A 26,897-nucleotide genomic window follows, 5' to 3' on the forward strand; every position below is an offset into this window, starting at 1 on the left:
GTTAACCTTCTCATCAATCAGTTTGGATTGGATGCTAGCGATCAAGCTGCACTGGCATTGACAGTGGCGGCAGCTCTGGAACCTGCGATTTCAGAGCGTTGTGGGATACTGTCAGGCAACTTCGCGCAACGCGCCCCAAGTGCGATGATAGCAGTCAACGTATTGCCGGAGTGCAGTTGGTCGAGCTTTTCTCCTCATTCGCCCCTCCGCTATTGGTTGTTGATAGATTGGCAACCTATAGGTGCAGGTGATGCTTATTTAATGGCGGATGAGCGCGTGGTTAATTTTGTCCGCGGTCTCAATTACATCGATGAGCGTTTGAGTGTCCTGCTTGAGTCGCCAGCCTTGGATGCGTCTTCCTTGGCGCCTTCTCAGCAAGCTGCGTTAGACGCGGCACTCGCCTTTTTAAATCAAAACCTCGCATTCACTGAAAATAATGCCGTTACTGTGGTTGAGCTGTTTGGGGAGGATAAAGCCGCCAAGTTATCCATGGGCAAGGCGATTTCCGAACAGTTGGGACTTCATCTTCAAAGGTTGTCAGTTTCAAGCCTTCCTTCAAAAGCCAACGATCTCGACGCTTTAGCCAGGCTTTGGCTTCGTGAGGCGGGGCTACTGCCCATGCTTCTTATGATTGACGATGTTGAAGATGTAACAACGCATGGAAAAGTGACGCGATTCCTCAATCGGTTAGGAGGGGTAGCGTTGGTCGATTCAGGTCAAATGGCGGCCAGTCTTTTGCCGCGAAGCTTTCCGCTAGAAGTGAAACGTCCAACGGTGGCGGAGCAAACATCGTTGTGGCGGCGAGTGCTGAAAAATAGCGATGTGTCATTGTCTGCAAGGTTGGCAGAGCATTTCTCTCTCAGTGAACAGGAGATTGTCCGCGCCTCTTCCATCGCGGCAGCAAAATCCCGTGACTCGGATAAGTTTGAGCAAAATCTCTTTCAGGTTTGCCAGCAAAATGAAGCTGCTGGCTTGGGTAAACTCGCGCAGCGTGTCGAGTGCAAAGCAACCTGGCATGATTTGGTGTTGCCAGACCCTCAAACACGTATGTTGGAACAATTAAGTGCGCAGGTTGCGCTTCGGCATTGCGTGTATCAGCAATGGGGATTTCGCGACAAAATGAGCCGTGGCATGGGCATCAGTGCCATGTTCAGTGGTGAGAGCGGAACGGGTAAAACCATGGCGGCGGAGGTCATTGCCAACGCGCTCAATCTCGATTTGTACCGCATCGACCTTGCCAGTGTCATGAGCAAGTACATCGGCGAGTCAGAGAAGCAAATGCGCTCGCTCTTTCAGTCAGCAGAGCGTTGCGGAGCAATCCTCTTTTTGACGAAGCCGATGCGCTGTTTGGAAAGCGCGGAGACGTCAAAAACAGCAATGATCGTTTCTCCAATATCGGCATTGATGATCTGCTTCAGCGCATTGAAACCTACAGCGGGCTTGCGATTCTGGCCACAAACCTAAAATCAAGCGTCGACAAAGCGTTCCTACGCAGGCTGCGGTTTGTCGTCGATTTTCCCTTCCCTGGTCCGGTTGAACGTGAGCGAATCTGGCGTACGGTTTTCCCATCTCAAACACCATTGGCAAAAGATGTGGATACAGCACGTTTGGCAAAGCTAAATCTTACAGGCGGCAATATCCACACTGTCGCGTTAAACGGGGCATTTCTTGCAGCGCAACACAATGAAGACGTGTCGATGCGCTGGTTGATGGAAGCGGCGGCAGGCGAACTTCAAAAGCTGGAACGTCCCATTAAAGCGGGGGACTTGGACTATGGCTGAGTTCGCTGCACTACATCCCAAACAGGCAAAAACAGAAAATAGTCATGCAGAGAAAACAAGCTTTGCGATTCAGCGAAAATGCGGCTGTGGTAACCCTTCACCGCAAGGAGAATCGTGTTCTGCTTGCGCGGCGAAAGCATCAGTACAAAGCGATGTGTTGAAAAAACCAACAGTCTCGCTTAGCTCTAGTGATCAAGCCCCCGATGGGGTGATGCCGGAGTCGCTTCGCCAACGCGCGCGCGAGACATTTGGTAATGATATGCCGAACGTGAACTTCTTCACGGGTGGAGCAGCTCAAAACTATGCGCGAAGGTTGCAGGCGAAAGCCTTTACAGCAGGCTCAGATGTATATTTTGGTAGCGGATTCTATCGGCCAGATACGCCAGATGGGCTTCGCCTTATTGGTCATGAGTTAACGCACGTTGTTCAACAGCGACGTGGGTTGGCGTTTTCAAAGCTGCAAGGTGAAGGCGATACCTATGAGCAAGAAGCCGACCGAGGCGGAGATGCGTTTGCCGAAGGTAAGCCGTTCAGAATTTCTTCGCCACAAGGTTCGATAGGTCGAGCAACCCAAAGAATGGGGGCGGGTGAGTCTGCTGCTGCCGTGGGAACGGAAAATCCCTCACATAATCTCGAATTTATTGGCGAGATGTGGGAGCAAGAAGAGTTGGTCGCCACGATGGATTCGTTCCGTTCGATGGAAGATGAGAGCCATAAGCTGATACTCATTCCTGAATCTGCGGTTGAGAGTTTTGGTTCATACGAAAATGAAGGTGCACCGCCATTGGCGCAGGCAAAATTGCTGGATTCGGCTTCGAACAAGCATCCCACGACGAGGCCTATTATTCAGCGCGCCATTGTTGCTGGGTGTAATGTGCCCGCGATGTCTGCAAATCAGATTGGTATTGCGGCTCACATGCAAATCGGTGGTGCTTGTGGCCTTTTACATGCAGCAAGCCAAAGCTCCAACTGCTTAGGGGGAGGGCATCCTGGCTTTCAAATTCCGGGTTCGACACGACCGGATATGGTGATTCAGTATCCGACAGGCCCATTTTTAGATGAAGTGGGTGAAATAAAGCCCGCATCTTGGCTGAACCCGCTCAATAATCGGCAAGCTGTAGCGGAAGCGCAGCTTAATGCCGACATCGCCAACTACAGGCGTATCATAGGGTCAGCCACCTCAATGTGGTCGTTTGCGTTCCCACGCGTCACTTTCTTGGCAAACCCAACACAGTACATTCGTGTTTGGCCTGCCACAGGGGCGTCTGCATCAAACGGGGTGCATTACTACAGTTGCTACAACAAACCGCGTCGGCGCCCGCACCCCATTCCAATTAGGATTCCTCACCCTGTTCCAGTGGTTAACCCTCAACCTGTTCGAGTTCCTCGCGTAAGAACACGGCCGCTAGTGGAACCAGAAGTGGTGGTTGGCGCAGCCGCGACAGTAGGTATTGGTTACCTGATTTATCGCGGTGTTCGCATGTTGCCTTCTCTTGCCCCGCCACTTTGGCCAACCATCCCCGCCAATCTGGCGATACCGTAGGAGGCCGCATGAAAGTGAACATCCATTTCGAGCAAATTCAGATTGCGGACAACGCCAACTACCGAGAGGTGTATCGCGCAGTGTCTGATGCGGTCAGGCAGAACTGGCCGACGATGCAGAATATGTCACTTGAACGTCAGCAAGTGGCGCAACAACGCGCGTCATCCCAAGCGGCTAGACAGTTGATGAAGACATTGTCGACAGGGAGGGCGCGTTAGATGTTGTCATCTCAACCTAATTTTCTCAAAGCAGGCATCGTGCTGCTTGATCCACAAAGTGGTGAGCCCATCAGTGCGATTCCTTTGCTGATCAATCCCGAATCGCTCAACACGCAGTTTGAAGTGAAATCGCCGACTACATCAGAGACGCGCAATGAGCAATTACGCCTCAACGGTCCACCAAAAGAAACCATTACCTTTGATGCCATGTTGGATGCGACTGATGCATTGGAGAGAGGTGACAAGGATGCAGTGAGGTATGGGATTGGGCATTACATCGCGGCACTTCGCAGTTTGATTTCACCTACGAAGCGACAGTTGTTGGATAACGATGCCCGCGCCCGCAAGGGGAGGTTGACCATTATTCCGATGACCCAGCCACTCCCGATTTTCAGTTGGGGGTTGCAGCGCAGAATGCCCGTGAAGGTTGGGAGTCTCTCTGTTGCAGAAGAGTTTTTCAGTGCCAAGCTCAATCCTTTGCGCGCAAAAGCCAGTTTGTCACTGCAAGTGCTATCGGTAGATGACCTTGGTTTCGATCATCCCGCTTCGTCACTGTTCTTGCACTATCTGGATGGCTTGGAAAAGCAAGCGGCACAAGTCATTAAACCCGCGGTGGAATAAAAAGGACGTGTAGGCCATGACAGACTTAACCCAGTTTTTACTCAGCAACACGGATGAAACCGCTGATTTCACGGCATCCAGCCGTTATAACGGCATGCCGTTGAAAGTGATGACCGATCAACACGGCCGTGAACGTGTATTTGTAACTCGTCGTTTCCTGCCACAGCCAGCGCAGGAAGGGACAGTGCCCACGTTACAGATTCGAGAAGGAGACCGCCTTGATCTGCTTGGCGCAGCCTATTTCGCCGATGCCTCTCTCTGGTGGATGATTGTAGATGCCAATTTGGTGAATTATCCGCAAGAGCTAGTTTCCACGCCGGGGCGAAAAATCGCACTCACCACCGGAAACGGGGAGGGGTAATGTCGGACGTTGTCATGTCTCTCTACATTGGCCCTGTTGCACCGGTTCCTGTTTCTAAGGCGGTGATTAATGCTTTTGTTTCCTGCGAAGTGAAAAATAATACACAGGGCCCTTCAGCTTTCCAGTTGGTGTTTGAGGTCGATAACAATTCGCCGTTGCATACCGTTTTCTTGTTGTCGGCAGGAAACCCCATTCCGCTGGTTCGTGCGGTGATTGCCGTCGAGATGTTTGGCAAAACCTCAGTGTTGATTGATGGCGTGATTACCGATCACAGTGTGAATCCGGGAAGTGGTCCGGGGGTATCGAGGCTGACCATCACCGGCGAGGACTTGACCCGTGTGTTGGATTACATCGACTTTTCATTTATGCGCTATCCCGCGATGCCGGATTTTGCGCGCATTAATCTGGTGCTGGCGAAATATGCGTTTCTTGGAATCATCCCGAAAGTCATTCCGTCAGTGCTGATTGACGTACCTGTGCCGACGCAACGTATCCCCAATCATCAGGGCACGGATCTGCAATATATTCAGTCTCTTGCTGAGCGAGTAGGTTATGTCTTCTACATGAACCCGACCAATACTGTGGGTGTGTCAGAAGCCTATTGGGGGCCGGATGTTCGTATTGGTAAAGTGCAACGACCGCTGAATGACGATCTGGACGCGCACCGCAATGTGATGTCTTTGACGGGCAGTGTAGATACGCAAAGCGCAGAAATTCCTATTGTCACTATTGTGAACCCTCAAACTAAAGTTCCTATCAGCATCCCCGTTCCAGACGTGAATCCGCTCAACCCGCCTTTGGGCTTAGTGCGACCCATCCCTCTCGGCACTCGCCTATAGAGGGTACAGCGAAATACTCTCCGGTTCAGGCCGCTTTGATTGGTCTGGCTAAGGCGGCGAAAACCGCTGTCAGAGCGGTAAAAATGAACGGCTCTCTGGACGTATTGGCATACGGGTCATTGCTTCAAGCGAAACGTTTGGTCTCGCTCCGCGGTGCGGGACATGCGTTCAATGGACTGCATTATGTGGAGTCAGTAACCACGACGCTAAGTGAGGGGGAGCTCAAACAGAGTTTTGAGCTAAGCAGGGATGGACTTCTTCCAATCTGGAACAGGGTACCCGCATGAGTGAGAAATTCTACGGTAAGTATCGGGGCACAGTGATTAACAACGTTGACCCTATGCAGCAAGGGCGAATATTGGCAACCGTCCCGGATGTGTCCGGCATGATGCCGGGTAGTTGGTGTCTGCCTTGTTTACCAGTACTTGGTTTGAACTCTGGGATTTTTGGTGTGCCTCCGATTGGTGCTGGCGTATGGATTGAGTTTGAGCAGGGCGATATTGACTATCCCATTTGGACGGGTTGCTTCGCGGGCGTGGCAACCGATGTTCCAACGTTAGCCAAAACAGTCACACCTCCGATATCGGCTCTGACCCTTCAAACCATGGCAAAAAACGGGATCGTGATTTGCGATATTGGTGGCCCAATGGGAATGGGAGGGATCACGTTACAAACCGCGACAGGGGCAACATTGTCAGTGACGGATGCAGGCATATTCATTAACAACGGCAAAGGGGCGCAGATATCCATGGTTGGCCCAACCGTGGATATCAATAACGGCGCACTCACCATTACTTGATGGGAGGATGAAGGACATGCCAGGAGCAATTCTTCATGTTGGTGCGACCGTAATGTGTGCCCACGGTGGTCAGGCAACGCCAACAGTGCCAAATCCGCGAGTTATGGTTTCAGGGCAACCGACCGTGTTGCAAACATCACCTTACGCCGTTGCTGGATGTGCAATGCCACCGCCTACTGCTGGGAACGGGCCATGCGTGACGGGGCAATGGCTTTCAGGCTCAGTGCGTGTGCTCTCGTTGGGGCAGCCTTTTGCTATTCAAACTGGGCAATCTGTTTGTGCGCCAACAGGCACGCCCTTGATGCCATCTGTGGTGCAACCTCGCGTGTTGGCGACATAAGGGAGCATTGACCATGGCGTATCCTGATTTTCCTTATCGTATTGACACCCAAGGCCGCACCGCCACGACGACGCATTTGGACGTGATTCGCGATCGTATCGAACAAGTGCTTTTTACTGAGCCCGGTGAGCGGGTGATGATGCCGACATTTGGTTGTGGCTTGCACCGCCTGCTTTTCGCCGGGATCAGTGATGCGGTTGTCGAAAACACGAGAAGTTTGGTGTCGACGTCACTTCAAACGTGGATGCAGGATGATATTGACCTCAGTGATGTGGGCGTGCGATTTGAAAATGGTGCCTTGTATATTGATGTTGCTTACGTGGTGTTACCAACAGGGGAATCTCAGCTAGCCACCTTTGAGCGGGAGGTGTCAGCATGATCTACTTTTGTTGCGACCAGCGACGCCGCGAGGCTGTAAGGCAATCTGACTTTAATGGTATTGATTTTATTGAAGTTGTCGATCGAGAAGCCGTGCTGGAATCTGACAGACAACGCTTTCTCCATCTTTATCTGGTCAATGATCCGAGCGTATTTGTTTATACCGCTGATAACCTTCGTATTGAAGGGCCGAACGCGATTGAGATAGTTAGTGTTGTGATGGGTTTAGGCGGACAGACCAATGTCGTCGTGATTGAAGTTGCTCAGCCTGGAGACTTTTCGCCCTACACACTGAATATTGTCACCAGCCCGCTAAATCCCTTACCACCTCCAGAAATTGACCCAGCGCTCTCGTCTGTTGAGTTTTCCTTTAAAGTCGAATGCCCAACACCGTTTGACTGTCAAAGCCACTGTGATTGTCCTGATCCAGAGGTCACAGACACCGATTTGGATTACACCGTGCGGGACTTCTATTCCTTCCGAAGAATGATGCTTGTTCGACTTTCTGTGACAGCACCTGCTGCGGCGAGTGGTCACCCTGCTGATTTGTCCACGGCACTGGTCGATGTGTTGGCGTATACGGCTGACCAACTGGCGTATCAACAAGATGCAGCAACCACAGAAGCTTATTTGAACAAAGCCCGTTCACGCATTTCATTGAAGCGAATGACACGCCTGGTGGATTACGCGATCGACGAGGGGTGTAACGCCCGTTGTTTCTGCCACTTTGCGGTGTCGGCCGATGTGCTTCCCATAGCACCGTCAACGAACGTGATTCCCGCGGGCACTGCGGTATGCACAAGACTTAGCGAGCAACCGCGGACATTCGTGCGTGATGATGCCTTATTGGCACAAAGCGGGGCGGTCTACGAAACCTGCTTTGATATTGCTGCGCTCTTTGCGCAGCACAACGAGATGCATTTTTATACCTGGAGCAATGCACGTTGCCACCTTGCCAAAGGGGCGACGAAGGCAACCTTATCTGGACATATTCCCGATCTTACGGCGGGCATGTATCTCGCGTTTGAAGAGATCGTCGGTGCGAGAAGCGGCAGTCAGGCTGATAAGCTTTTGCAACAAAGACAGGTTGTATTGCTCACACAGGTGCAAGCCGTGAACGCAGATGGTGATCCCTTGTCAGATCCAGTGACAGAGCAACTGATCACCGAGATTGAATGGCACGGTGCTGATGCGCTCCGCTTCCCGTTGTGTTTGTCGTCAGAAACCTCGATTGAAGAGGGGCGCCAGTACCTAGAGCCTGTGTCAGTTGCCCGAGGCAATATGGTTCTGGTCGATCACGGTCAGACGATAACTGGCGAAATGCTTCCTGAAGTACCATTGCCGACGTTAAGTTGGGCTCCGGGAAAAGGTTTTGGCGACCAGTCTGAGTCGGACAAGGGTATTGGCTGTGCTGAAGCAAAATGCAATCCGCAGCAAGCTGAAACCATTCTTCCTCGATATCGTCCCTCGTTTGCCAACCGACCGCTGACTTTTACTCCTGATTACATCTTGGGTGCGCCAGCCTCTGAGCTTCTAAAAACGCCTATGCCAGATAACACTCTCGCTAGCGTGTCGTTGTCAGCGGATGATGGTGTGGAAGTTCGCCCGTTTGACGTAGTGCCCGACTTACTCGCTGTTGATGAATCAGCTTCTGTATTTACCACTGAAATTGAGCGTGATGGCAAGGTATACCTACGTTTTGGCGATAACACGTTTGGACGCAGACCCTTGCCGGAAACCCGCTTTACCGCAACCTATCGGGTAGGCATTGGCAGTGCGGGTCATATCGGGCCAGATAAACTCTACCATCTGGCACGGTCCCTGCCTGAAGTGACCGAAGTGCGAAATGTCACGCCGGGTGAGGGAGGACGAAACCCAGAAACGAACGCAGAAATCCGTAAGCGCGCGCCTTTTCTATTTAAAACACAGGAGAGGGCGGTTACCCGTGAAGATTACCAAACATTAGGCAGACGCGTTTCGGGTGTGCAGGATGTTAGTTGTGCATACATCCACACGGGCAGTTGGATCACTACGTTTGCTTGCCAGATCCAAAAGATCGAGTCGACGTGTCTGAATCACTCCGAAGTGCACTCCGACAACATTATGAAAAATTTCGATTGGCAGCACATGACGTAGAGGTGTCGACGCCATCCTATGTGCCCTTGGAAGTTACGCTCCATGTTTGTGTGGCACCAAACACATCGAAATCTCATGTTCGCCAGCGGTTGTTAGCACTTTTCTCTCCTCACCGATTGCCGAATGGTGCAATGGGATTATTGCACCCCGATCGTTTTAAAGCAGGGGAAACCTTGCACCTTTCTCCTTGGCTAGCGGCTGCGCAACATGTTGAGGGTGTGATTGCAGCCAAAGCAACACGATTTCGTCGGTTTGGCGACCCAAGAACCAGTGGTTTGGTAGACAGAAAACTGACGTTCAGCCGAACAGAAATTGCTCGGGTAGACAACGATGTCAGCCATCCCGGCAATGGTGTGTTTCTGCTTGATCTAGATGGAGGGCGTTGAGATGTCGAATAACGAGTCTCATTGTGGCGCATGCACTGGCACAGCAGTGCTGACACCTAAAGCCCCACAAAATGCGCCTGGCCTCACTCGAATTTCCTATCGTAGCGGAGAATATCACGACTTTTTCAGCAGTATGACTGCCCGGCTTTCCTCATCTCAATTCGGTGCGTTGGGTACGCTAACGTCACGTGATAGCGGCGATTTCACGTTGGCATTGATTGATGCTTGGTCGGCCAGTTGCGATGTTTTGACCTTTTACAATGAAATGTGGTTGAACGAAGCCTACGTCAATACTGCAATGGAAACAGGTTCACTGCATGAACTAGCAACGTTAATTGACTACGTGCCTCATCCAGGGGCGGCAGCGACAGCAGACTTGGCATTCACCATTGCCGCGGGAGAGGGCATTCCTGAAGAAATCACGGTACCTGCTGGCACGAAAGTGCAGAGCACGCCGGGGCAAGATGAAAAGCCTGTGATCTATGAAACGCTAGATGACCTTTCTGCTCGCGCGGCTTGGAATGCAATTCGTCCGAAGCTAACACATTCTCATCCGTTGATGCCAACGACCACCCGAATCCCTCTCCCCGGGACGAACTTAAACCTCAAGCCGGGTGATGCCGTTTATTTCGTCGCAGATAATGGTACCCAAGTGTTTGCTACCATCAATGCTGTTACACCCGTATTGGCGGATATCGCCAACGATCCAGATGCTGAAGATCTGACCTGGTTGCAGGTGTCGACACTAGCGAGTGAGCCTTTGGTTTCACCTGCATCCGGCAGTGTTGGAACTGTAACCACTGTCTTTGCCGATACTTTGCACGAACACATTGGGAAGACGCTTGTGGCGGGTGACTTAGCAAACACCCTCAGTGACGAAGCCCTGTCCGAAAAAGCTTTTTTCTCTCCAATATTGGCGGGTTCTCAAGAGGTGCGTCAGGTCCAAGTATTCCGAGCCAAAGCCGCGATATTTGGTCACACAGCACCACCATTAGATACCTTGCATTATTCGCTGACGGGGACATCGCCTGTCTTCACTAAAAGCGGAAGTGACGTCATTGTTGAAGACGTGACGACTGGGCCTTATGCCGGTAGAACCGCATCGACGTGGGCCGATGCTGGCAGTCTCGAACTGATGGATGAGGATAGCCAGCATCATGTTTACCTTGAACGCGCCGTCACCGAGATCGGTAAGGGCTCTACGGTCGTGCTGATTGATGGTGATAACTGGTCGCGCTATAGCGTGAACGATACCTCTGACATATCGGCTGCTTTCTTCTCCGTGACTGGAAAAAGCTCGCGCCTAACGCTTAACTCAGATGCCCATTTCGACACATTTACTGTTCGAGGTACCACGGTATTTGGTGCGAGTGAGTGGCTCACCATCACCAAACCGCCCATCATGGATCCTCTTGATGAGACCAGTACTTCGCTGGATCTCCACGGTTGGTATCCAGGGCTAGAAGCGGGGCGTAAGGTGATATTAAGTGGCTTGGCTGCCGGGCTTGGGGAAGAGCCAGTGATCGCGACACGCATCATTCAGTCGGTATCTCATGCATTGACGGCAGAAGGCGGTACCACGGTGACATTTTCGGAAACCTTGAGTGCTCCGTATCTGCCTCAAAGCCTTCGTATCGCTGCAAATGTCGCACATGCCACGCAAGGCGAGTCAGTGGTAGAGGTGATGGGAGATGGGAATGCAACACCCCATCTTTCTTTCACGTCCAAACAAGCTCCTCAAACCTTTGTTCCTGCCAAAACGGCAACGGGCGTCAAACCAACAATGGAAATTCGGGTAAACAAAATCCTCTGGAAACAGGTACCAAATTTTCTGAATTCCAGTCCCACAGACCGCGTGTACACGCTACGCATTGATGAAAGCGGTTATAGCCATGTGAGCTTTGGGGATGGCGTTTTAGGCGCAATGCCGAGAAAAGGACAACAAAACATCCGCGCCAGCTATCGAAAAACCTTGGGGTTGGAAGGCCGAGTGAAGGCTGGGCAACTCAACCTGCTGATGTCTCAGCCCCTGGGGGTTGAAGCGGTAAAAAACCTGCTGGCTGCCGAAGGTGGAGCAAACCCTGAAAGTGGTGATGAAATGCGGATAAGCGCACCGCTTTCTTGCCGAACCTTAGGGCGCGTCGTTTCTCTAACAGATTATGCAGACTTCGCGCGTGCTTTCGGTGGTATTGCGAAAGCCACGTCTCAATGGCTCCATTCAAGCAAAGGGCCACAAGTCATTGTTACTGTCGCTGCAGAAGACGGTGTGCAGGTTCCAGAGGGGAGCGACCTGCATAACACACTGACCGATGCCTTGATTGCCGCAGGCGATCCTTTCGCACGCTTTACGTTGCGAAGCTTTCGTCAAACTTTTTTCCGGCTTGGGGTAAAGCTGAAGGTGCATCCTGATTATCTCAGTGATGATGTGAAAGTGCGTGCCGAAGCTATGTTACGCGAGCAGCTTTCGTTTGAGGCGAGGGATTTTGGTCAGCCTGTGTTTGCCAGCGAGATTATCGCGCTGCTCCATGACGTAGATGGCGTTGATGCAGTGGTTATCGAAAGGCTGTATACGGGAACGACACCTTCGCGCAGTGATGGCATCGCAGCATCTATGGCTGAGAACCTTTCTGGCGATGTGGTTGGCGCATCAATCCTCAGCCTTCACCCGGGCGCATTAGATTATTTGGAGACCAGCTTATGAGCAGCTTGTCACCTGAATCGCTTTATCAACTTCTGCCCGAAGTATACCGTCGCCGAGATGAGGAGCAGGGTTTTCCTCTCAAAGCGTTGATGGAGATTCTTGCCGAGCAGGCGGGTGTTGTGAAGCATGACATTGACCGTCTCTATGATAACCAGTTTATTGATACCTGCGATGAGTGGGCTGCTGCGTATTTGGGTGAACTGGTTGGCTACCGTTTTGGCCCTGACATCCCCGGCGTGAGCAAAGGGCAGCGGTAGCGAATCAGATTCGATTGACCCGAAAGCGAGGGGTGGCATTGGCGTTAGAGCAACTTGCCACTGACACCACGCGTTGGCCTGCAAGAGTGATGGAGTTCTTTCAACTGTTAGCAAGACCTGAACATCTTGCGCGCCGCGTCCGAACAATCACTACACGTTAGATCTGCGTGACAGCGCAAAGTGTGATGGTATTGGTACCGCGTTTGATTCGGCCAGTTATTCCACTGCTGTCGGACGGATCCGTCAGGGAGAGGGCAAGCACCATTTTCGCAATATTGGCGTGTTTCTGTGGCGTCTTGGACAGTATCGACAATCTATTGTGCCAGCCTATCGCTTCGCCGCAAGACGCTACTTATTCAATCCACTGGGGTGCAACACGCAACTTTACAATCAGCCGATCCCAGAGCCTGACATCAATCATCTTGCCAAAGAGGAGAATCTGCCCGTTGCGCTGAAAAGGCGCAGCATTGCAGGTGACCGGAAAGCCATTTTCTATCCTCACGCTTTTACAGTCTTTGTTGACGGCATTTTGCAAACGGCAGACCAACTGCAGATCTGTAATCTCAGTGATGCTGTTGCAGATTGGGCGCATTCACCCGTCGACCTCATTTCTGTTGACCCCGAACTGGGGCGAATATCGTTACCCGCGAGCATGCCCGAACCTGATGTTGTAAGCGTGACTTATCACTACGGTTTCAGTGCTGACATCGGCGGCGGATCTTACTCTCGCAGCGGCGGATTCATCGCGTCAAATATGGCGGTTCAATCAATTGGAGAAGGTGACAGTATCCAGCCTGCACTGGACCTTATTTCAACGGGTGGCGTGGCAGAGATTGGGGTATCACACCTCTTTCAAGAGGCATTGAGTGTTGCCGTGGATAGCGACCAAACCTTGTCGCTTCGAGCGGCAGATGGTCACCGTGCGTTTATCGATCTTGATGGCAATGCAATGACGCTGGTTGGCGGGGATGAGTCAGAAATTGTGCTCGATGGACTCGTGATCTCTGGTGGACAGATTGTAGTGCCGAATGATGGCAGCAATGCACTCCGTCGTTTGGTGCTTCGCAATATTACCTTGGTGCCGGGGTTGTCATTGGATATTCACGGCGACCCTGTCTCTCCGAATTCGCCATCGCTGGTGGTGGAAATGCCTAACGTTACCGTTGAAATTGAGCGTTCAATTCTCGGTGCGATCAGAACGGTAGAAGGCGCGTCAGTCACTTTGAAAGACAGCATTATCGATGCCGCATCCAACACAGGGACGGCATTTTCATCATTGGATGGCAGTCAACACGGCGGAGTATTGACCCTGTGCGAATCGACGGTTATTGGCAAAGTGGGCGCGCGTTCATTTCCCTTGATATCCAACTCGATTTTGGATGCTTCGCTGGCAGTGGGTGATGGGTGGACTGCGCCGGTTTGGGCGTTACAACGTCAAACCGGATGTGCACGGTTCTCTTACATTCCGCCATTATCCCGAGTGCCAAGGCAGCACCGCTGTCAGCCTCAGTTTGCGGCATCGAAAGCCATTGAAGCGGCTGAAGCTCGAAATCCGGCACTGTCGGATGCTGAAAGGAGCCATATTGCCCGTGGTGTTCGTGCCAGAGTTGTTCCTGCATTCACCTCCATCCGCTACAACGATGCGGCTTATGGGCAGCTTCTACTGTCTGCGCCCGTTGAGTTGTTGCGAGGTGCGGACAGTGGCAGCGAAATGGGCGTCTATCACCATCTCTATCACCCGCAGCGGCATGACGCTTTGCTGTTTCGTCTCAATGAATTTCTACCTATCGGCCTTGATGCGGGCCTGATCTATGTGACCTGAGGAGGAACTCATGCTACAGATATTTCAGGAAAAACATTTGATTCACGCCATAACTACTCCGAACTGGTTTCTATGCAGGGAAGAGTGGTATCTGACACACCGTTAAATGAAGGTGCGGCAATTATCGATCGTAGATTTCGCGCTGAAACCATCGATTTAGCGGGATTTTGTGGCTATCCGGCACATCTGCCAGACAGCTTTAGAATTGCTGTTTCTGGTGGGGAGCTTCTTGTTCATCCTGGCCGTTATTATGTCGATGGTTTGATGGCGGAGAACTTTGGTTTTGGCGAACACGACTTTTACCTCCCTTTAGAAGAAATGCGCAGCAATGAGCCTGTGCCTTTTCAGTCCCAACCCTATCTTCCGATTATGGAGCCTCTGGAGCTGGAGGATGGTCGTTATCTGGTGTTTTTGGACGTCTGGAAACGGCCTGTGACCTTCCTTGAAGCACCAGAGCTTGTTGACCCCGCGATCGGTGTTGATACCAGTGCTAGGATTCAAACGGTTTGGCAGGTAAAGCTTTTTGCCGTTGATGAAGGTGTAACCTGCAATACCGAGGATGAAGACATAGAGGGTTGGGGCGCATTTACCCAAGCATCTGGCGCGCGTTTATCAACACGAGCGAACCCTGCTTCGGCAGTGGACGATCCGTGTTTACTGCCCCCAGAAGGCGGGTATCGAGGGCTGGAAAACCGCACCTACATGGTTTCTGTGCATGATGTTAATGACGATGGCTTGCCGCTTCTTAAGTGGTCGCGAGTCAACGGTGCATTTGCTGGGCGTATTCTAGCTCAACCTGCAAACAATACGCTGACGCTAGAACAAGTGGCGAAAGATGATTATCTGCGTTTCAACGCGGGAGACTGGGCGGAAATCACGGATGATGTTCGAGTGTTGGAAGGCAACCCCGGTACCATGGTGAGGGTACTGTCGGTTAATGACGCCACGAATACCATTGTGCTCGAAGCGCCACTGGCAGCAGGGGAAATTCTTCTGGTCCCTGCATCGACTGCGGCCAATCAGAGTATCCATCCGATACTTCGTCGTTGGGATCAATCCGGTGTCGTGTTGGATACCAATGGCAACGATATTGTCAATCTGGGCGCTCCGGGAAGCGATGGATTAATTCCAGCACCAGAGGGTGTTTTCATCGCGTTAGAAGATGGCGTTGAAGTGGCCATCGATCTAGATGGTAGTGGGGCGGACTACCACGTGAGTGACAATTGGAGCTTTGTGACCCGCTATGCCGACAGCTCAGTAGAAACCTTCACCAATGCACCGCCGCAGGCGTTTCATCATCATTACTGCCGTCTGGCCGTTGTCGACGTGAGTGAAGGGGAATTTGTTGAACCTATTTTTCAAGATTGTCGAGACCCGATAGGAACTGCTGGCTGCTGCACAGTTGTCGTCAGACCTGGTGAAGATATTCAGGCCGCTTTGGATAGCCTTTCGCCAGAATTCGGTGGATGTGTTTGTTTGAAAGTCGGTGTTCATACAATTCGCCGTCCGCTCGTGATTCGCCATCCTAACGTATCACTGCATGGTGAAAGTCACGGTGCGCAAATAGAGAATTTGAGTAACGACTCGGCCATTTTGGTTGGTTCTGATGACGGGAGTCGGCTTTCGGGTATTGATCTCTCTACCATCTTCATCATTAATCGGGGCGGCACAGAACAACCGCAAGGCATCATTGCGTTTCGTGGTGTCGATGATAGCGTGATTGAAAGCTGTCGTGTCCTTTCGGTCGATAGTATCTCACCGGGGTTTGGTAACCCTGCAATTGGACTATTTGATTGTGAACGGATGCTGGTGGCGCATTGCACGTTGGAAGGTGCGCCTATCGGTGTTTGGATGGATGACGATGGACAAGACATTTTGGTTCAAGGCAATGTCATTTCATACTCAGACGCGCAATTGAGCGGGCTAATTGGTGTTGTAGTCGCCCGTCTGACAGGGCGGGTGAGGGTAATCGATAACGACATTGAAGGCTTTGTTCGTGGTGTTGTTGTGAATAACGAGCCTGCGGGCTCGCCGTTTTCCACTGCTACCTACAGCGAAATAAAAGGAAACCGCATTACGTTAGGGCAAATGGCTGGCGAACAAGACGCGGTTGCCATTGAAAGCAATTGTGCATATGGCACGGTATCTGAAAATCAAATCGTGCTGTTGGCGGAGGACAGTACGGGGGTGATGGTACGGGGCGTTGGCGCGTTGGTGGAACGAAACCGCATCGAGACTGAGGAACAGGTCGAAGTGCAGATTGCGGTGCTGGTAGGAAGCGATGATGAACTTTTCTCCGGCGGCATCACTGTTGCTCAGAATTGGATTCGTGGCTGTAGCGGCGGCGTTGTTGTTGAACAGGTGACAGGTATTCGTGTTGATAACAATGACATCTCTGGCGACGGAGGCACTGAACTGGCGATCTCGATAACGGAATGTTCCTTGGTCAGTGTCGAGAACAACAACGTCGTGGGGATGACGCTGTCAGTGTTCGTCAGTCAAAGCGAAGATGTTCAAATCATGAGTAACCAAATTTTCGACTGTGGTGTAGCAATGACTTGCGAGCGTTGCTCCAGAGTCGACATCTCTAACAATCAAGTCTCCAACTGCACGCATGGTGGCATTGTGCTTTTGCTCTGCATCGCTCGAGCAGGCGTGATCGCAAATCGCCTTAATTATGTGGGGTCTGCGGGTGATGGCATTTTTGCCTCGTCCATTATGAGTCTGTTCCAACTCGGCGAATGCCATATTGAATCAAACGAAGTGCTGAACACCGGCGTGGGTGAGGATAATGTGGTCAATGGCCAAGCGTCTGTGGGTATTGGTGCGTTGTTTGTTCTTGAGGCCAGAATTGAAAGCAATCTTGTGTCCTACTCTGACTTGCTCACGCGGCAAAGTGTGTTGGATAACCGCGCGTTACTGATGCAGGGCTTGTTTGAGATTTCTTTCCCTGTGAGTGATTCCCGCTTTGTTCTGCTGGGGTATTCCGCGCAGATATCGAACAACAAATTCCTCGGCTCCAGTGCCGATACCATGGTTGAGATTCTGTCTACCACGCTGACAGACAATATCCGATTCAGGTTTGAACGGGTGCTGTTCAACAACAACTTTATCGAGCATGTCGGTAACAACCCCGATGACATTGCTTCAGGGGCGACAGTCATTTTGAACGGTCATCATGCCTCGGTCATGGGGAATCACATTAAATCTGGCACTTTTTTTCTGCCCTCGTTCGACTTCAACAATATGGCGGGTCCTTTCATCGGTAATGTGGTGCGAGGCAATGTCATAAATCACCCAGAGTTCCCATCGCCTCAATTTAACTTCAATACACAGGCTTAACTAAGGAGCGAATCATGGCAAAGGCAAGCACCGTTCTGAAAAAGCACATTTCGCTTGTTAGTGAAATGCAAAAAGCCGCGAAACCGAATAGCGTGAAAAATCCGATTATGAAAACCCGTGAAACCGCACTGGCACAAAAGGCGAGGGTACAAAGCAGGATTGCTGAGTTGGAGAAACAGCGCGCGGCGTTCAACAAGAAAATCGATGACGCCATTGAGCGTGAGAAAAAGCAACTCAGTGAGATTGCCCAGTTTGAGGACATGGTGAAAGATCAGGACGTACCCAACACCGACGTTAAACCTAAGCCGAAACCACGCACGCCAAGAACTCCCAAAGTGAGCGCAGATACGTTAGTCAAAGCAACGGCAAAGAGGAAACCAGCAACGCCGACAACGAAAAGACGACCTACAAAGAAATAACCGATTCGATGAAGACGAAAAGGTAACGTGCCATGTCTTACGCCCCTCAAGCAAAAGTGCCAGATGGTAACCACCAAACTGACCTTCTGACGGTGAACCCGCTGATGCGTCAGGTCAGCAATATACTGAATGCTCCCCAAAGCATGTTCAGCTCTCGACGAAAGCCATGTGTGCAGAAGAAACCAAGTATCAGTGAACCCGGGGACGTTTTCGAACGGGAAGCAGATCGTGTTGCCGGCGCTGTAATGGCGGATCAAGCCGTTCATCAGAGTGATTCAACATCACCAAGCGTGCCGTCCGTTCAGAGAAAATGCGCTGCTTGTGAAGAAGAAGACCAAATAATGCGAGAGCCGGAATCGCCCAATGCTGCTAATCAGGTTTCTGCACACGCAGGCGATGCAATCAATCAAGTATCGGGTGGTCAGCCTCTCTCTGGCGAGTCTAAGGCATTTTTTGAATCGAGAATGGGGGCGGATTTCAGTGATGTGCGCATCCATACCGATACCAAAGCAGATACTGCGGCACGCTCAATTTATGCCAGAGCTTACACGCTTGGTAGTGATATCGTGTTTCGAAAAGGGGAGTTCAACCCTCACTCTTTTGAAGGGAGACACTTGTTAGCGCATGAGCTAACACACGTGATTCAGCAAGGTGGTGCAAGGCAGACAGTGCAACGTTCTGTAATACCAGAAGTGACGACACGAACTTCGCGCCCTTTTATTGCAAGAGCTTGTCCTCCTGGCCCGGGGCCATTTCCCGGCGATGGATTAGCACCTCCGGGTGATTGTAGTTGGGGCTCTTACATTCCATTGCGCGCTGCAGTGGTTGCTGCAAAGCAAATTACCAACCCGCTAGGACGCTGCTCTGGGACAGATGGCTGTGTACTACTGGCAATAAAAATCGCGGCAATGGCGACAGAGATGACATCGCGAATTGCGCTTGATACAACCTGTTTTAGAGGGGGCAATAAAGGACACAGAGAGCGAGTCTGTAACCTGATAAACTCCATCGTGCGTTGTCAGCGTTTTTTTGCAGGGTCAAACTGTTCTCCTGAATTGCTCGCAGCCATGGAAGCGGTTGTGCAAGCCTCTCATGCTGCCATAATGGGGGGCATGGCGTTGGCCGCAGCAGCACTGGTTGTCGCGTTAATCGCTGCAATCATTTTGCTGATCAAAGCGATTCTCGCTGCACTCGCCGCAGCGGCAGTAACAGCTGCAGAAGCAGCCGCGATTGCGGCCACAGCAGCAGCACTGATTGCGGTTCTCACATCATTGCAAGAAGCAATTTCCCCAAGCGAGGACGATGGAGCGTAAATGCAGCAAACTGAAAACGTCATCAAACAGTTAAAACTGGCCTTTGGACATAGAACCAAGCCTCACAATCAGCATTTGATTGTGGCGGATGTGTTCGACCCAGAAAAAGAACCGCTAGAAGCGCTGTTGATTGCCAAAGAGCCTTGGGATTTAACGCCGGATGACATTCGTGAGGTTGTGAGTAGCAATTTGTGGATGTTAACCCCGGCGGCCTTTCATTATTACCTTCCTGCATTTTTGGCAGCAATGCTAAATGACAAGGGAAACATTGGCCTTTTTTCTGATGAGATGGTTGATAGCTTGACGCGACCAAACATCGAAGATGCGGATAGCAAACTCGAACCGATAGCGGGCAGAGATGAGGTGCAGTTTGTCAGAGAACTACGTGGGTTTCATCACGAGTGGTATTCATCAGGATGGCCTGACACCTTGTTCTTACAGCGCTATGGAACACTCACTGACGATGAAAAAGCTGCGGTACTTACCTGCATAGAGGCCTTCCGTGAGCGATTCGGGAATGACTATCCAGATGACGAATTAGGTGAGGTAATTGCTCGTTACTGGCGGGCATCTTAGTTTGACGAGAAATGCGCTTTTCTTGGGTTCGGGTTTGGCAAACGAGGCACTGGTAAATTTTTTTATCTCAACTGCAATAAACTAGTGCTGTGATTCGTTATTGAAGTGAAAACAGGATTTTTTTCACCTTCAATAAGAGAATCATGATGACTCAAGAAAACACCTTCTTCGATAAGGCGGCATTGCTCCTGCGCCTTGGCCTTGGCACCGTATTTATCATCGGCGGATTGTCTAAACTTAGCCTTCTTCTTTCCAGTACACATCAAGCGGGGATGGTTGCCAATTACATGGGAACCACAGGCTATATCAACGAGCTGTTCCAAGACTATTTGTTCAGCAACGGCTTTCTCACGCCTTGGTTTTTCCTCACCTCCCTATCAGCATTTGAACTCTTCTCAGGCATTGCGTTGGTTGTCGGTTTAATGGTTCGGCCTCTGGCGTTGTTTTATGGCCTTCTACTTTGGACGTTCGTGTTCTCATTACCCGTTGATACGGTGCCAGGTGCTTCGGTAGGCGTTAAAACCTATACCTCTCCGGCCATATTCGTTCAAATCAGGGATATCACCCTATCGGGCATGATGTTTGTGCTGTTCAACCTGGGTGCAGGGGCTTATAGCGTAGACAAAAAGCAGGGCTATATGACGGGACAGGCGGATTGGAACGCCTTGGGGTTGTTACTTCGATTCTCACTTGGCCTCACGTTCATTGTCGGTGGCTTTTTCGGGGCATACGCAAAAATTCCAACCTTTGCCACCAGTCAATTGCTGTTAGCGGCAGTGGGCGTCGTGCTTGTTTTTGGTCGACCACAGTTTGTGAAAGTCGCCGGAGGCATCATCGTGGCCATCATGCTCTGGTTTATGCTCACCAAGCTCAATCTCGACAAAGGCGTCATCGCCAATCTAAATAGTGTGAAACGGGAATTTGCTCTCGCAGCGGCAGGTCTAGTCTTGATGAAGATGGGAGGTGGAGAGCGTTTCACGCTCGCCGATCTGATCAGCCGTTCAAAACACGTCTTTGGTGTTTACAAGCCAGTTTCCTGAATTAACGGTTAAGGAGCAGACCCACCTACCATCGCCGGAGTTTGGGTAGGTGGGCTTTTTACGTATGTGGAAACTGTTTAAGAAAAAGAAACGAGACGTTTTCGACAAAGCGTTGTTAAACCAGCTCTATCGCTATGCCTACTCGCTTAGCAACGAAGAGAGTCTTGCCTTTGATTTGGTGCAGATGAGCTGCGAGAAAACATTAAGGCTCGATGATCCCAATAAGCAAACCAAACCTTACATGATGACAATTATCCGCCATGCCTTTATCGATCAATACCGACGCAAGCACTTTGAATTAGTGGTGGATACCAACGAATTGACTGAAGTCATTGAAGACGAGGCGAGAGCGCTTAAATCTCTGGAAGACCTACAGATCGAGAAGGAAAACGTTGCTTTGATACTTGCAGAGGTTTCTCCGCAAGAGCGAGAGTTACTGTTTCTGTGGGCAGTGGAAGGATTGACGATTCAGGAAATCGCATCGCTAACGGAAACACCAATTGGGACGCTTCTATCTCGCCTAAGCAGGTTGAGAAAACGTCTGATAGCAAAGTTTGGCCATTTGAATGAGCAGGTGTCGTTATGAGGAGAAGTAATCAGAGCTTTAAAGCTTCACTTCGACAGTTATATGGTGACAAGACGCTTTCCGATGAACAGTTGGAACAACTGCAGGCGGCCAAACAATCTCAAGGCCTACCACGTAAGCTCCAGCCTTTATTGGCTGCGGCACTATTGCTTTGCGCATCATTCCTTGTTTTTACCAGCAGCAACCAAGACCATCAACGCATTGCCACCGAGATAGCCTACAACCATAACAGCCAGATGCAGATGGAAGTGCAGAGTGGTGCGTTCACTGACATACAGCACTACTTAAACCGCCTGGATTTTTCCCTCATTGCCTCTGAAAAGCTGCCTGAGAGTGTATGGCGCTTAATTGGGGGACGGTATTGCAGTATTGATGGAAAGCTCGCTGCCCAACTCAAAGTCGAGCACCTAGAAAGCGGAGACATCTATACCCTCTACCAAGCCAAGCTTCCTGACATGTTCAGCGCGGAAGGTGTCTCTGATGCCATTGATGTTGATGGCGTTGAGGTGAGACTGTGGCAAGAAGGCGGACTACTGTTTGGGCTGGCGAAGTAGGCCATATTGGAATTCATCCATAGTTTCAAGTTAACACTAGCCATTACAATTCATTTTCACTTCAGTTCGAAATACCTAAAGCTGAGTTGATGAAACTAAACTTTTTAAATTAATAAGACTAATTTCCTTAACTCAGGATGGTTGTGATGTTGTTATTTTAATTTAAAAGTTAGATCGAAGTGTGGTGGAATAACAATCATTAAGGTGGCCAGTTGAGAATTTCTTTTTTTATGGTGACATTGAAAGTGTTGCCCTTTGAGATTTATATGCGTGTTGTTTAAACGATAAGAAATAGTCGTATTTAATTTTGTCAGCCTTATGTCAACTTTTTCAAATTTAGTGTTAGTTTTTAATTGTAAAAAGAGATCTTAATCCAGATAATTCGCGCAATTTCATCGGGTCCTCCATTTCGTGATTAATGTTTTGAAAACGTTAAAAACTTATAGATGTACCCGTATCGATAAAATGCTCTTATTTCTCTACTTGTTTGTAGGGCTTGAGGTTTGGATTGTAATGAAAAAGCTATCTCTTATTTTGCTCCCATTTCTAATGGTCGGTTGTAAGTCAACCACACCGCCGGATTGGTATTTTTCTGAAGAAACCAATAACCCAAGCTATATTTATGCAGTCGGAGAAGGTCGAAGCTTAAGTCTGGCTAAAAAGAATGCAGTTGGCCAAATAAACGAACAGCTTTGGACGCAAGTTGACTCTTCATTCACACAGCATGATCAATTTAGAGAAATCAACAATAGCTCACTGAGTTACCAAAACGTCCAAAATACAGTTAATGCGAAGTCAGCTCAATTGACTCTGACGGGTACTGAGTATCTGAAGACTGACAAAAATGATATAGCCTACTACGTACAGGCTCGCATAAAGCGTGATAACGTAGAAAGTCAGCTTAAATCAGAACTCGCGCAGATCAACAATGATGCAAAGGCATCACTTATCAAGCTTACGCATCAAGACAAGCTATTGTGGTGGCTAGAGAATAGCGACCTCAGTGGTGAACTCTCAGACTATTATGTCCGTAAAGGAATATTGTCTTCAATGGAGAGTGATGCAGGGTCTTCAAATAGTCATCTTTTTGACCTAATTAAACAGTCGGACAAGATTAAATCAGAGCTTTTAATTTTGATTAAGCCTGACTCTCAGGATAAAAAAAGCGCAACATTCTTATCTGAGAAGTTTTCTCCATTAGGGATATCAACGACACAAAGATGGTCGCGAGCAGTATCTCATGTTCTGGTTATGGACTCTGAATATAGAAAGAGCAGAGTGGGTGATGCATTTATCACCACAAAAATCACAAACTTGTCTCTCAAAGATACATCTGGAATAACAATTTCAAGTTACGAAATCATCGCGACTGGAAACTCGGTATCTAACTTCAATCTTTCCCATGAGGGAGCGGAACGCCACTTTTCTCAACAAATAGATGAGATGGGGGTTTGGTCTTCTTTGGGAATACAACAAAAGCAATAAAAATAGTACATACACTGGAGTATATAAAGTGTTTAAGAAAGGGCTAGTGGCTGTCTCTCTTGCAGCAGCAATCTCAGGTTGTCAACTGACTCAAGTTAGCGATGTTTGCCTTCCAACTGATATGGTCGAAATTGAAAATGCGGCTGTACCATCGAAGAAATCAGAAGACATCAAAGTTATCGTTTTGCCAGTAGACATGTCATTTGATGACCCTGCTAAAGGTCGTCTACAAACAGTATTCCGTAATGATCTGGAAGCAACCATTGAGAAAACTGGCAGCAAACTGGTAGATCGTAAACTGGCTAACAAGCTGAAAGGTGAAATTAAGCTTGCAGAGCAAAGTGGCCGCTACAATACATCAGGTGTTCCTATCGCAGACTTAGCGATTATCACAGAAGTAACGGCAAGTGACCTTTCTTACTCATTCACTGAGCGTCGCGAAAAAACAAATGACGAAGGCGAAACTAAAGTTTATCCAGCTCACTGTGACTTCCGTACTGAAGTTAAAGCAGTAGCAAAAGTAGTTTCTTTGCCGAACATGGAATTGGTTCAGCGTATCGAGTTTAGCAGCACTGATACCTTTTCTTCTGAGACAAACAACTCTAAGTGCCCAATATCAAGCGCTCAATACACGTCAATGGCAAGCGACGCTGCTGAACAAGCCGTTAAGTACAATTTTGAGCTACAAAAACTGCTAGCACCTTCTGCACCAGTAACAGAAATGCGTTACTGCGAAAACGGTGGTAATCAGGTGAAAGTTGCGATGGGCGGTAACAAGCGCATTAAACCTGGTGCGGATATTAGCTTCTCTCAGGTTTTCAAATCAGAAGACGGTACAACAGAAACTTATACTGTTGGCGAAGGCTACGTAGTAAACCATGAAAACGATGCAGTAAAACCATCTTTCTCTTGGGTTGCAATCAATGAAGAACTGTCTCTAAAGCTTCGTAAGGGTGACAACGCTAAGCTAGTACCTGAAGAATGCAAGCCTTGGGACCTGCTTTGTATGACAAACAACTGGGGCGTGTAATGGTTAAGAAAAGCTTAATTGCCGCTTCTCTGGCAATGCTGCTATCTGCATGTTCGAACAACGCGACAGTAGAGCAAAGTCAGAATTTCGCAGCTTGTACATTCCCAGACTCTCCTCAGGACGATGCTCCAGGTTGGGTGTGTGATGTTATGCCATCTGATATTGGTATCGCTGCTACTGGCTACGCTAAAAAAAGCGCAGGCGGTATGAACATCATGCGAAAAATCGCCGCCAGTGAGGCTCGCGTTGCGTTAGCAAGCAGCTTCCAAACTGATGTGAACAATATGTTCAAGCAAGCAGTTGAAGGTGCGGTATCTACTTCCTCACTAGAAGGTTCTTCAGAATCAGTGATGGAGTCGTTTGAAAGCGTGACTAAAACAGTTGTTTCTCGTTCGCTGACCGACAGCCGTGTTCTGGTTAGCCAAGTCAGCCCGGCGGGTGGGCTTTATGTCCTAATTGGTATGGATGTTGAAGCTTACAAAGCTAACAAAAACGCTGTCATTGACGCTGCAACTGAAGATGCAAAGTTGTGGAATCAGTTTAACAACGAAAAAGCTGCGGAAGACTTGAAAAATACACTTGAGTCGTTAAAGCAACTTTAATTGTGTTAACCAACTAACGCATAAACGAATGAGGTTATCGATAGATAACCTCTTTTTTATGTTGCAGGGCAAAACGAATGAATCAAAACCATATTAAAGCTCTTGCGCTAGCAGTTGCGGTAGCGTTGAGTAGTCCTCTTGCTTTAGCGAATGATCCTTTTGATGAGCTAGAGCGCGAGTCCACCCGTGTTAGTCAATCTCAACAAGAAAAGATAGAAGAGTTTCATGCGTGGTTGGATAACTACCTTACAGAATATGAAACTTGGCGAGACGACTACACGCGTAATCTTGATAAAGAAAGAGCGCAGCTCATTAATCAATGGGGTAGCGGTGAAGTATCAGGTTCAACGAAAGCAGTCGAATATGATTCTGCCAACACCTTGAAGAAAGTTGTCGATTACGAAAACAATGAAGCCACGATTTCTGTGTTGGTTGATGCCAAAGCGGATGGTTCGGCTGTAATTAACGATCTCGAGAGCTTCGATATCGATGGTCAAACAATCTCGATGACTAATGCGGTCAAAGAAGTCGCATTGGTAGATTATTCGGCATCACAAGAAAAGAAAGAGAAGCAGTTTGTTCTTGATCAGCTTAAGGGGCAACTTCAAGAACTGGATGTTCAAGCAAATCGCTTAGTAAATTCAGGAACGGGAATACCAGATTCCTTTATTTATGAACGTGCTTATAAGAAGAAGCTGGCTCTGATTGAGGCAACAAAACCAAGATTAGAAGCGATTGCAGAGCTCTTTAGTCAAAAAAGGCGTGAGCTAGGTCTCGATGATGTTCAAGAGAGCCTGCCAAAACCAGAATTGCCAAAAGAAGAACCTCAAAAAGAAAACAAGCAGCACAAAGTAGAAGCAGCCCCTGAGTTAATTGAAGAAAAAGTTCAGGACGCTTCTACCAAAAATCAAGACCGAGTAGAGCTTGAGAAGGAAGCAGTCAAAGAAGAGACTCAGCAGAAACCAGAGGTGAACCTCGACATTGATAAGACAATTGTGCCAGTCAAAGTAGAAAAGAAGGTTGTTAGCTATAAAGTAAAACTTCCTGAAAATGCTTTGAAACAGCGAGCCTCCCAATTTACGCCGTTGGTTGAAGAAGAGAGCGAACGTTGGGGCATTAATGCCGCATTGATTATGGCTATCATGCACAGTGAGTCTTCATTTAGACCAACCGCGAAGTCACACGTTCCAGCGTATGGTCTTATGCAAGTCGTACCGACCAGTGCTGGTCATGATGTGAACAAGAAGTTCAGACAAATTGATGCACCAATGAAGTCGGATGATTTGTATGTTCCAACTATAAACGTTGAAACGGGCACTGCTTATCTGAACATTCTTGATAAGTCATATCTGAAGTCGATCACCAATGATGAAAGCCGAATGTATTGCGTTATTGCTGCATACAATACTGGTGCTGGCAATGTGGCGAGAGCATTTAACAAAGACCGCTCTACAAATATTCGTAAGGCAGCGACAGTGATCAATAGTATGACGCCAGATCAAGTTTATCAGCATCTTCTTGAAAACTTGCCGTACGATGAAACGCGTAATTACCTACAGAAAGTAAATAGCCGAATCGCGCTATACAAATAAAATGGGATAAAAGAATGTTCAAGTTTTTTGTCTTTGGACTCATAGGCATTGGAGTCCTGATCGGTGTTCGTTATGCCGATGAAATTAAAGAGTATGTTAGTGAAGACCAAATCGAAGCTATCAGTGAGAAAGTACTAGATTCTGCAATCGACACATTAGAAGAGCTAAAAGGTTAG

Annotated in this window: 26 protein-coding genes and 1 pseudogene; all 27 read left to right on the plus strand. The window is 49.2% G+C overall.

Going from position 1 to position 26,897, the window contains the following annotated elements; genetic code table 11:
• Positions 1 to 1,179 precede the first annotated feature (1,179 nt).
• Positions 1,180 to 1,457, plus strand: a pseudogene (locus ATN88_RS26490) (AAA family ATPase); the annotation flags it as partial.
• A gap of 135 nt (positions 1,458 to 1,592) precedes the next feature.
• The gene (locus tag ATN88_RS26495) at positions 1,593 to 1,781 is read left to right on the plus strand and encodes a hypothetical protein (protein ID WP_232312779.1); all 189 of its coding nucleotides are present in this window, start codon (positions 1,593 to 1,595) and stop codon (positions 1,779 to 1,781) included.
• Complete coding sequence (locus tag ATN88_RS01580; protein WP_067410404.1) at positions 1,774 to 3,324, plus strand: eCIS core domain-containing protein; 1,551 nt, start codon at positions 1,774 to 1,776, stop codon at positions 3,322 to 3,324. Before ATN88_RS26495 ends, ATN88_RS01580 begins: the two co-directional genes overlap by 8 nt.
• 8 nt (positions 3,325 to 3,332) lie before the next feature.
• The gene (locus ATN88_RS01585; RefSeq protein ID WP_067410408.1) at positions 3,333 to 3,542 is read left to right on the plus strand and encodes a hypothetical protein; all 210 of its coding nucleotides are present in this window, start codon (positions 3,333 to 3,335) and stop codon (positions 3,540 to 3,542) included.
• Positions 3,543 to 4,163 (plus strand): hypothetical protein, encoded by a 621-nt coding sequence (locus ATN88_RS01590; RefSeq protein WP_067410411.1) that lies wholly within the window; start codon positions 3,543 to 3,545, stop codon positions 4,161 to 4,163.
• A gap of 16 nt (positions 4,164 to 4,179) precedes the next feature.
• Positions 4,180 to 4,524 (plus strand): hypothetical protein, encoded by a 345-nt coding sequence (locus ATN88_RS01595; RefSeq protein WP_067410414.1) that lies wholly within the window; start codon positions 4,180 to 4,182, stop codon positions 4,522 to 4,524.
• Positions 4,524 to 5,363 (plus strand): hypothetical protein, encoded by an 840-nt coding sequence (locus tag ATN88_RS01600; protein ID WP_232312678.1) that lies wholly within the window; start codon positions 4,524 to 4,526, stop codon positions 5,361 to 5,363. Before ATN88_RS01595 ends, ATN88_RS01600 begins: the two co-directional genes overlap by 1 nt.
• A gap of 283 nt (positions 5,364 to 5,646) precedes the next feature.
• Positions 5,647 to 6,162 (plus strand): phage baseplate assembly protein V, encoded by a 516-nt coding sequence (locus ATN88_RS01605; protein WP_067410418.1) that lies wholly within the window; start codon positions 5,647 to 5,649, stop codon positions 6,160 to 6,162.
• A gap of 16 nt (positions 6,163 to 6,178) precedes the next feature.
• Positions 6,179 to 6,502, plus strand: a complete 324-nt coding sequence (locus ATN88_RS01610) for a hypothetical protein (protein WP_067410421.1) — start codon at positions 6,179 to 6,181, stop codon at positions 6,500 to 6,502.
• A gap of 13 nt (positions 6,503 to 6,515) precedes the next feature.
• The gene (locus ATN88_RS01615; RefSeq protein ID WP_067410424.1) at positions 6,516 to 6,881 is read left to right on the plus strand and encodes a GPW/gp25 family protein; all 366 of its coding nucleotides are present in this window, start codon (positions 6,516 to 6,518) and stop codon (positions 6,879 to 6,881) included.
• Positions 6,878 to 9,016 carry a baseplate J/gp47 family protein gene (locus tag ATN88_RS01620; protein ID WP_232312679.1) on the plus strand — a complete coding sequence of 713 codons (2,139 nt, stop codon included), beginning with the start codon at positions 6,878 to 6,880 and terminating at the stop codon, positions 9,014 to 9,016. Before ATN88_RS01615 ends, ATN88_RS01620 begins: the two co-directional genes overlap by 4 nt.
• Entirely contained in the window at positions 8,998 to 9,402 is a 405-nt protein-coding gene (locus tag ATN88_RS26500; RefSeq protein ID WP_232312680.1) for a hypothetical protein, read from the plus strand. Before ATN88_RS01620 ends, ATN88_RS26500 begins: the two co-directional genes overlap by 19 nt.
• A 1-nt stretch (position 9,403) precedes the next feature.
• Complete coding sequence (locus tag ATN88_RS01625) at positions 9,404 to 12,103, plus strand: putative baseplate assembly protein (protein ID WP_067410429.1); 2,700 nt, start codon at positions 9,404 to 9,406, stop codon at positions 12,101 to 12,103.
• A complete protein-coding gene (locus ATN88_RS26505; RefSeq protein ID WP_232312681.1) occupies positions 12,100 to 12,360 on the plus strand; it encodes a hypothetical protein in 261 nt (86 codons plus the stop codon). Before ATN88_RS01625 ends, ATN88_RS26505 begins: the two co-directional genes overlap by 4 nt.
• 280 nt (positions 12,361 to 12,640) lie before the next feature.
• The gene (locus tag ATN88_RS01630; protein WP_232312682.1) at positions 12,641 to 14,182 is read left to right on the plus strand and encodes a hypothetical protein; all 1,542 of its coding nucleotides are present in this window, start codon (positions 12,641 to 12,643) and stop codon (positions 14,180 to 14,182) included.
• 21 nt (positions 14,183 to 14,203) lie between these two features.
• A complete protein-coding gene (locus ATN88_RS01635; protein WP_067410433.1) occupies positions 14,204 to 17,524 on the plus strand; it encodes a DUF6519 domain-containing protein in 3,321 nt (1,106 codons plus the stop codon).
• A gap of 14 nt (positions 17,525 to 17,538) precedes the next feature.
• The gene (locus ATN88_RS01640) at positions 17,539 to 17,943 is read left to right on the plus strand and encodes a hypothetical protein (RefSeq protein ID WP_067410438.1); all 405 of its coding nucleotides are present in this window, start codon (positions 17,539 to 17,541) and stop codon (positions 17,941 to 17,943) included.
• Between the two features lie 32 nt (positions 17,944 to 17,975).
• Positions 17,976 to 19,256 (plus strand): eCIS core domain-containing protein, encoded by a 1,281-nt coding sequence (locus ATN88_RS01645; RefSeq protein ID WP_067410443.1) that lies wholly within the window; start codon positions 17,976 to 17,978, stop codon positions 19,254 to 19,256.
• Entirely contained in the window at positions 19,257 to 19,832 is a 576-nt protein-coding gene (locus ATN88_RS01650) for a DUF6714 family protein (protein WP_067410447.1), read from the plus strand.
• A 143-nt stretch (positions 19,833 to 19,975) separates the two neighbouring features.
• Positions 19,976 to 20,872 (plus strand): DoxX family membrane protein, encoded by an 897-nt coding sequence (locus ATN88_RS01655; RefSeq protein WP_232312683.1) that lies wholly within the window; start codon positions 19,976 to 19,978, stop codon positions 20,870 to 20,872.
• A 49-nt stretch (positions 20,873 to 20,921) separates the two neighbouring features.
• The gene (locus tag ATN88_RS01660; protein WP_232312684.1) at positions 20,922 to 21,458 is read left to right on the plus strand and encodes an RNA polymerase sigma factor; all 537 of its coding nucleotides are present in this window, start codon (positions 20,922 to 20,924) and stop codon (positions 21,456 to 21,458) included.
• Positions 21,455 to 22,012, plus strand: a complete 558-nt coding sequence (locus ATN88_RS01665) for a hypothetical protein (protein ID WP_067410454.1) — start codon at positions 21,455 to 21,457, stop codon at positions 22,010 to 22,012. The genes ATN88_RS01660 and ATN88_RS01665 overlap by 4 nt, the downstream gene beginning before the upstream one ends.
• Before the next feature lie 513 nt (positions 22,013 to 22,525).
• Positions 22,526 to 23,497, plus strand: a complete 972-nt coding sequence (locus tag ATN88_RS01670; RefSeq protein WP_067411891.1) for an LPP20 family lipoprotein — start codon at positions 22,526 to 22,528, stop codon at positions 23,495 to 23,497.
• Between the two features lie 28 nt (positions 23,498 to 23,525).
• Positions 23,526 to 24,527: a hypothetical protein gene (locus tag ATN88_RS01675; RefSeq protein WP_067410457.1), complete on the plus strand. Its 1,002-nt coding sequence runs from the start codon at positions 23,526 to 23,528 to the stop codon at positions 24,525 to 24,527.
• Positions 24,527 to 25,129, plus strand: coding sequence for an LPP20 family lipoprotein (locus ATN88_RS01680; RefSeq protein WP_067410461.1), 603 nt, complete (start codon positions 24,527 to 24,529; stop codon positions 25,127 to 25,129). The genes ATN88_RS01675 and ATN88_RS01680 overlap by 1 nt, the downstream gene beginning before the upstream one ends.
• Before the next feature lie 77 nt (positions 25,130 to 25,206).
• Positions 25,207 to 26,721, plus strand: coding sequence for a transglycosylase SLT domain-containing protein (locus ATN88_RS01685; protein WP_067410465.1), 1,515 nt, complete (start codon positions 25,207 to 25,209; stop codon positions 26,719 to 26,721).
• Between the two features lie 14 nt (positions 26,722 to 26,735).
• Positions 26,736 to 26,897, plus strand: coding sequence for a hypothetical protein (locus ATN88_RS25990; protein WP_198158303.1), 162 nt, complete (start codon positions 26,736 to 26,738; stop codon positions 26,895 to 26,897).

Source organism: Enterovibrio coralii (genome assembly GCF_001559595.1).
Lineage (GTDB): Bacteria > Pseudomonadota > Gammaproteobacteria > Enterobacterales > Vibrionaceae > Enterovibrio > Enterovibrio coralii.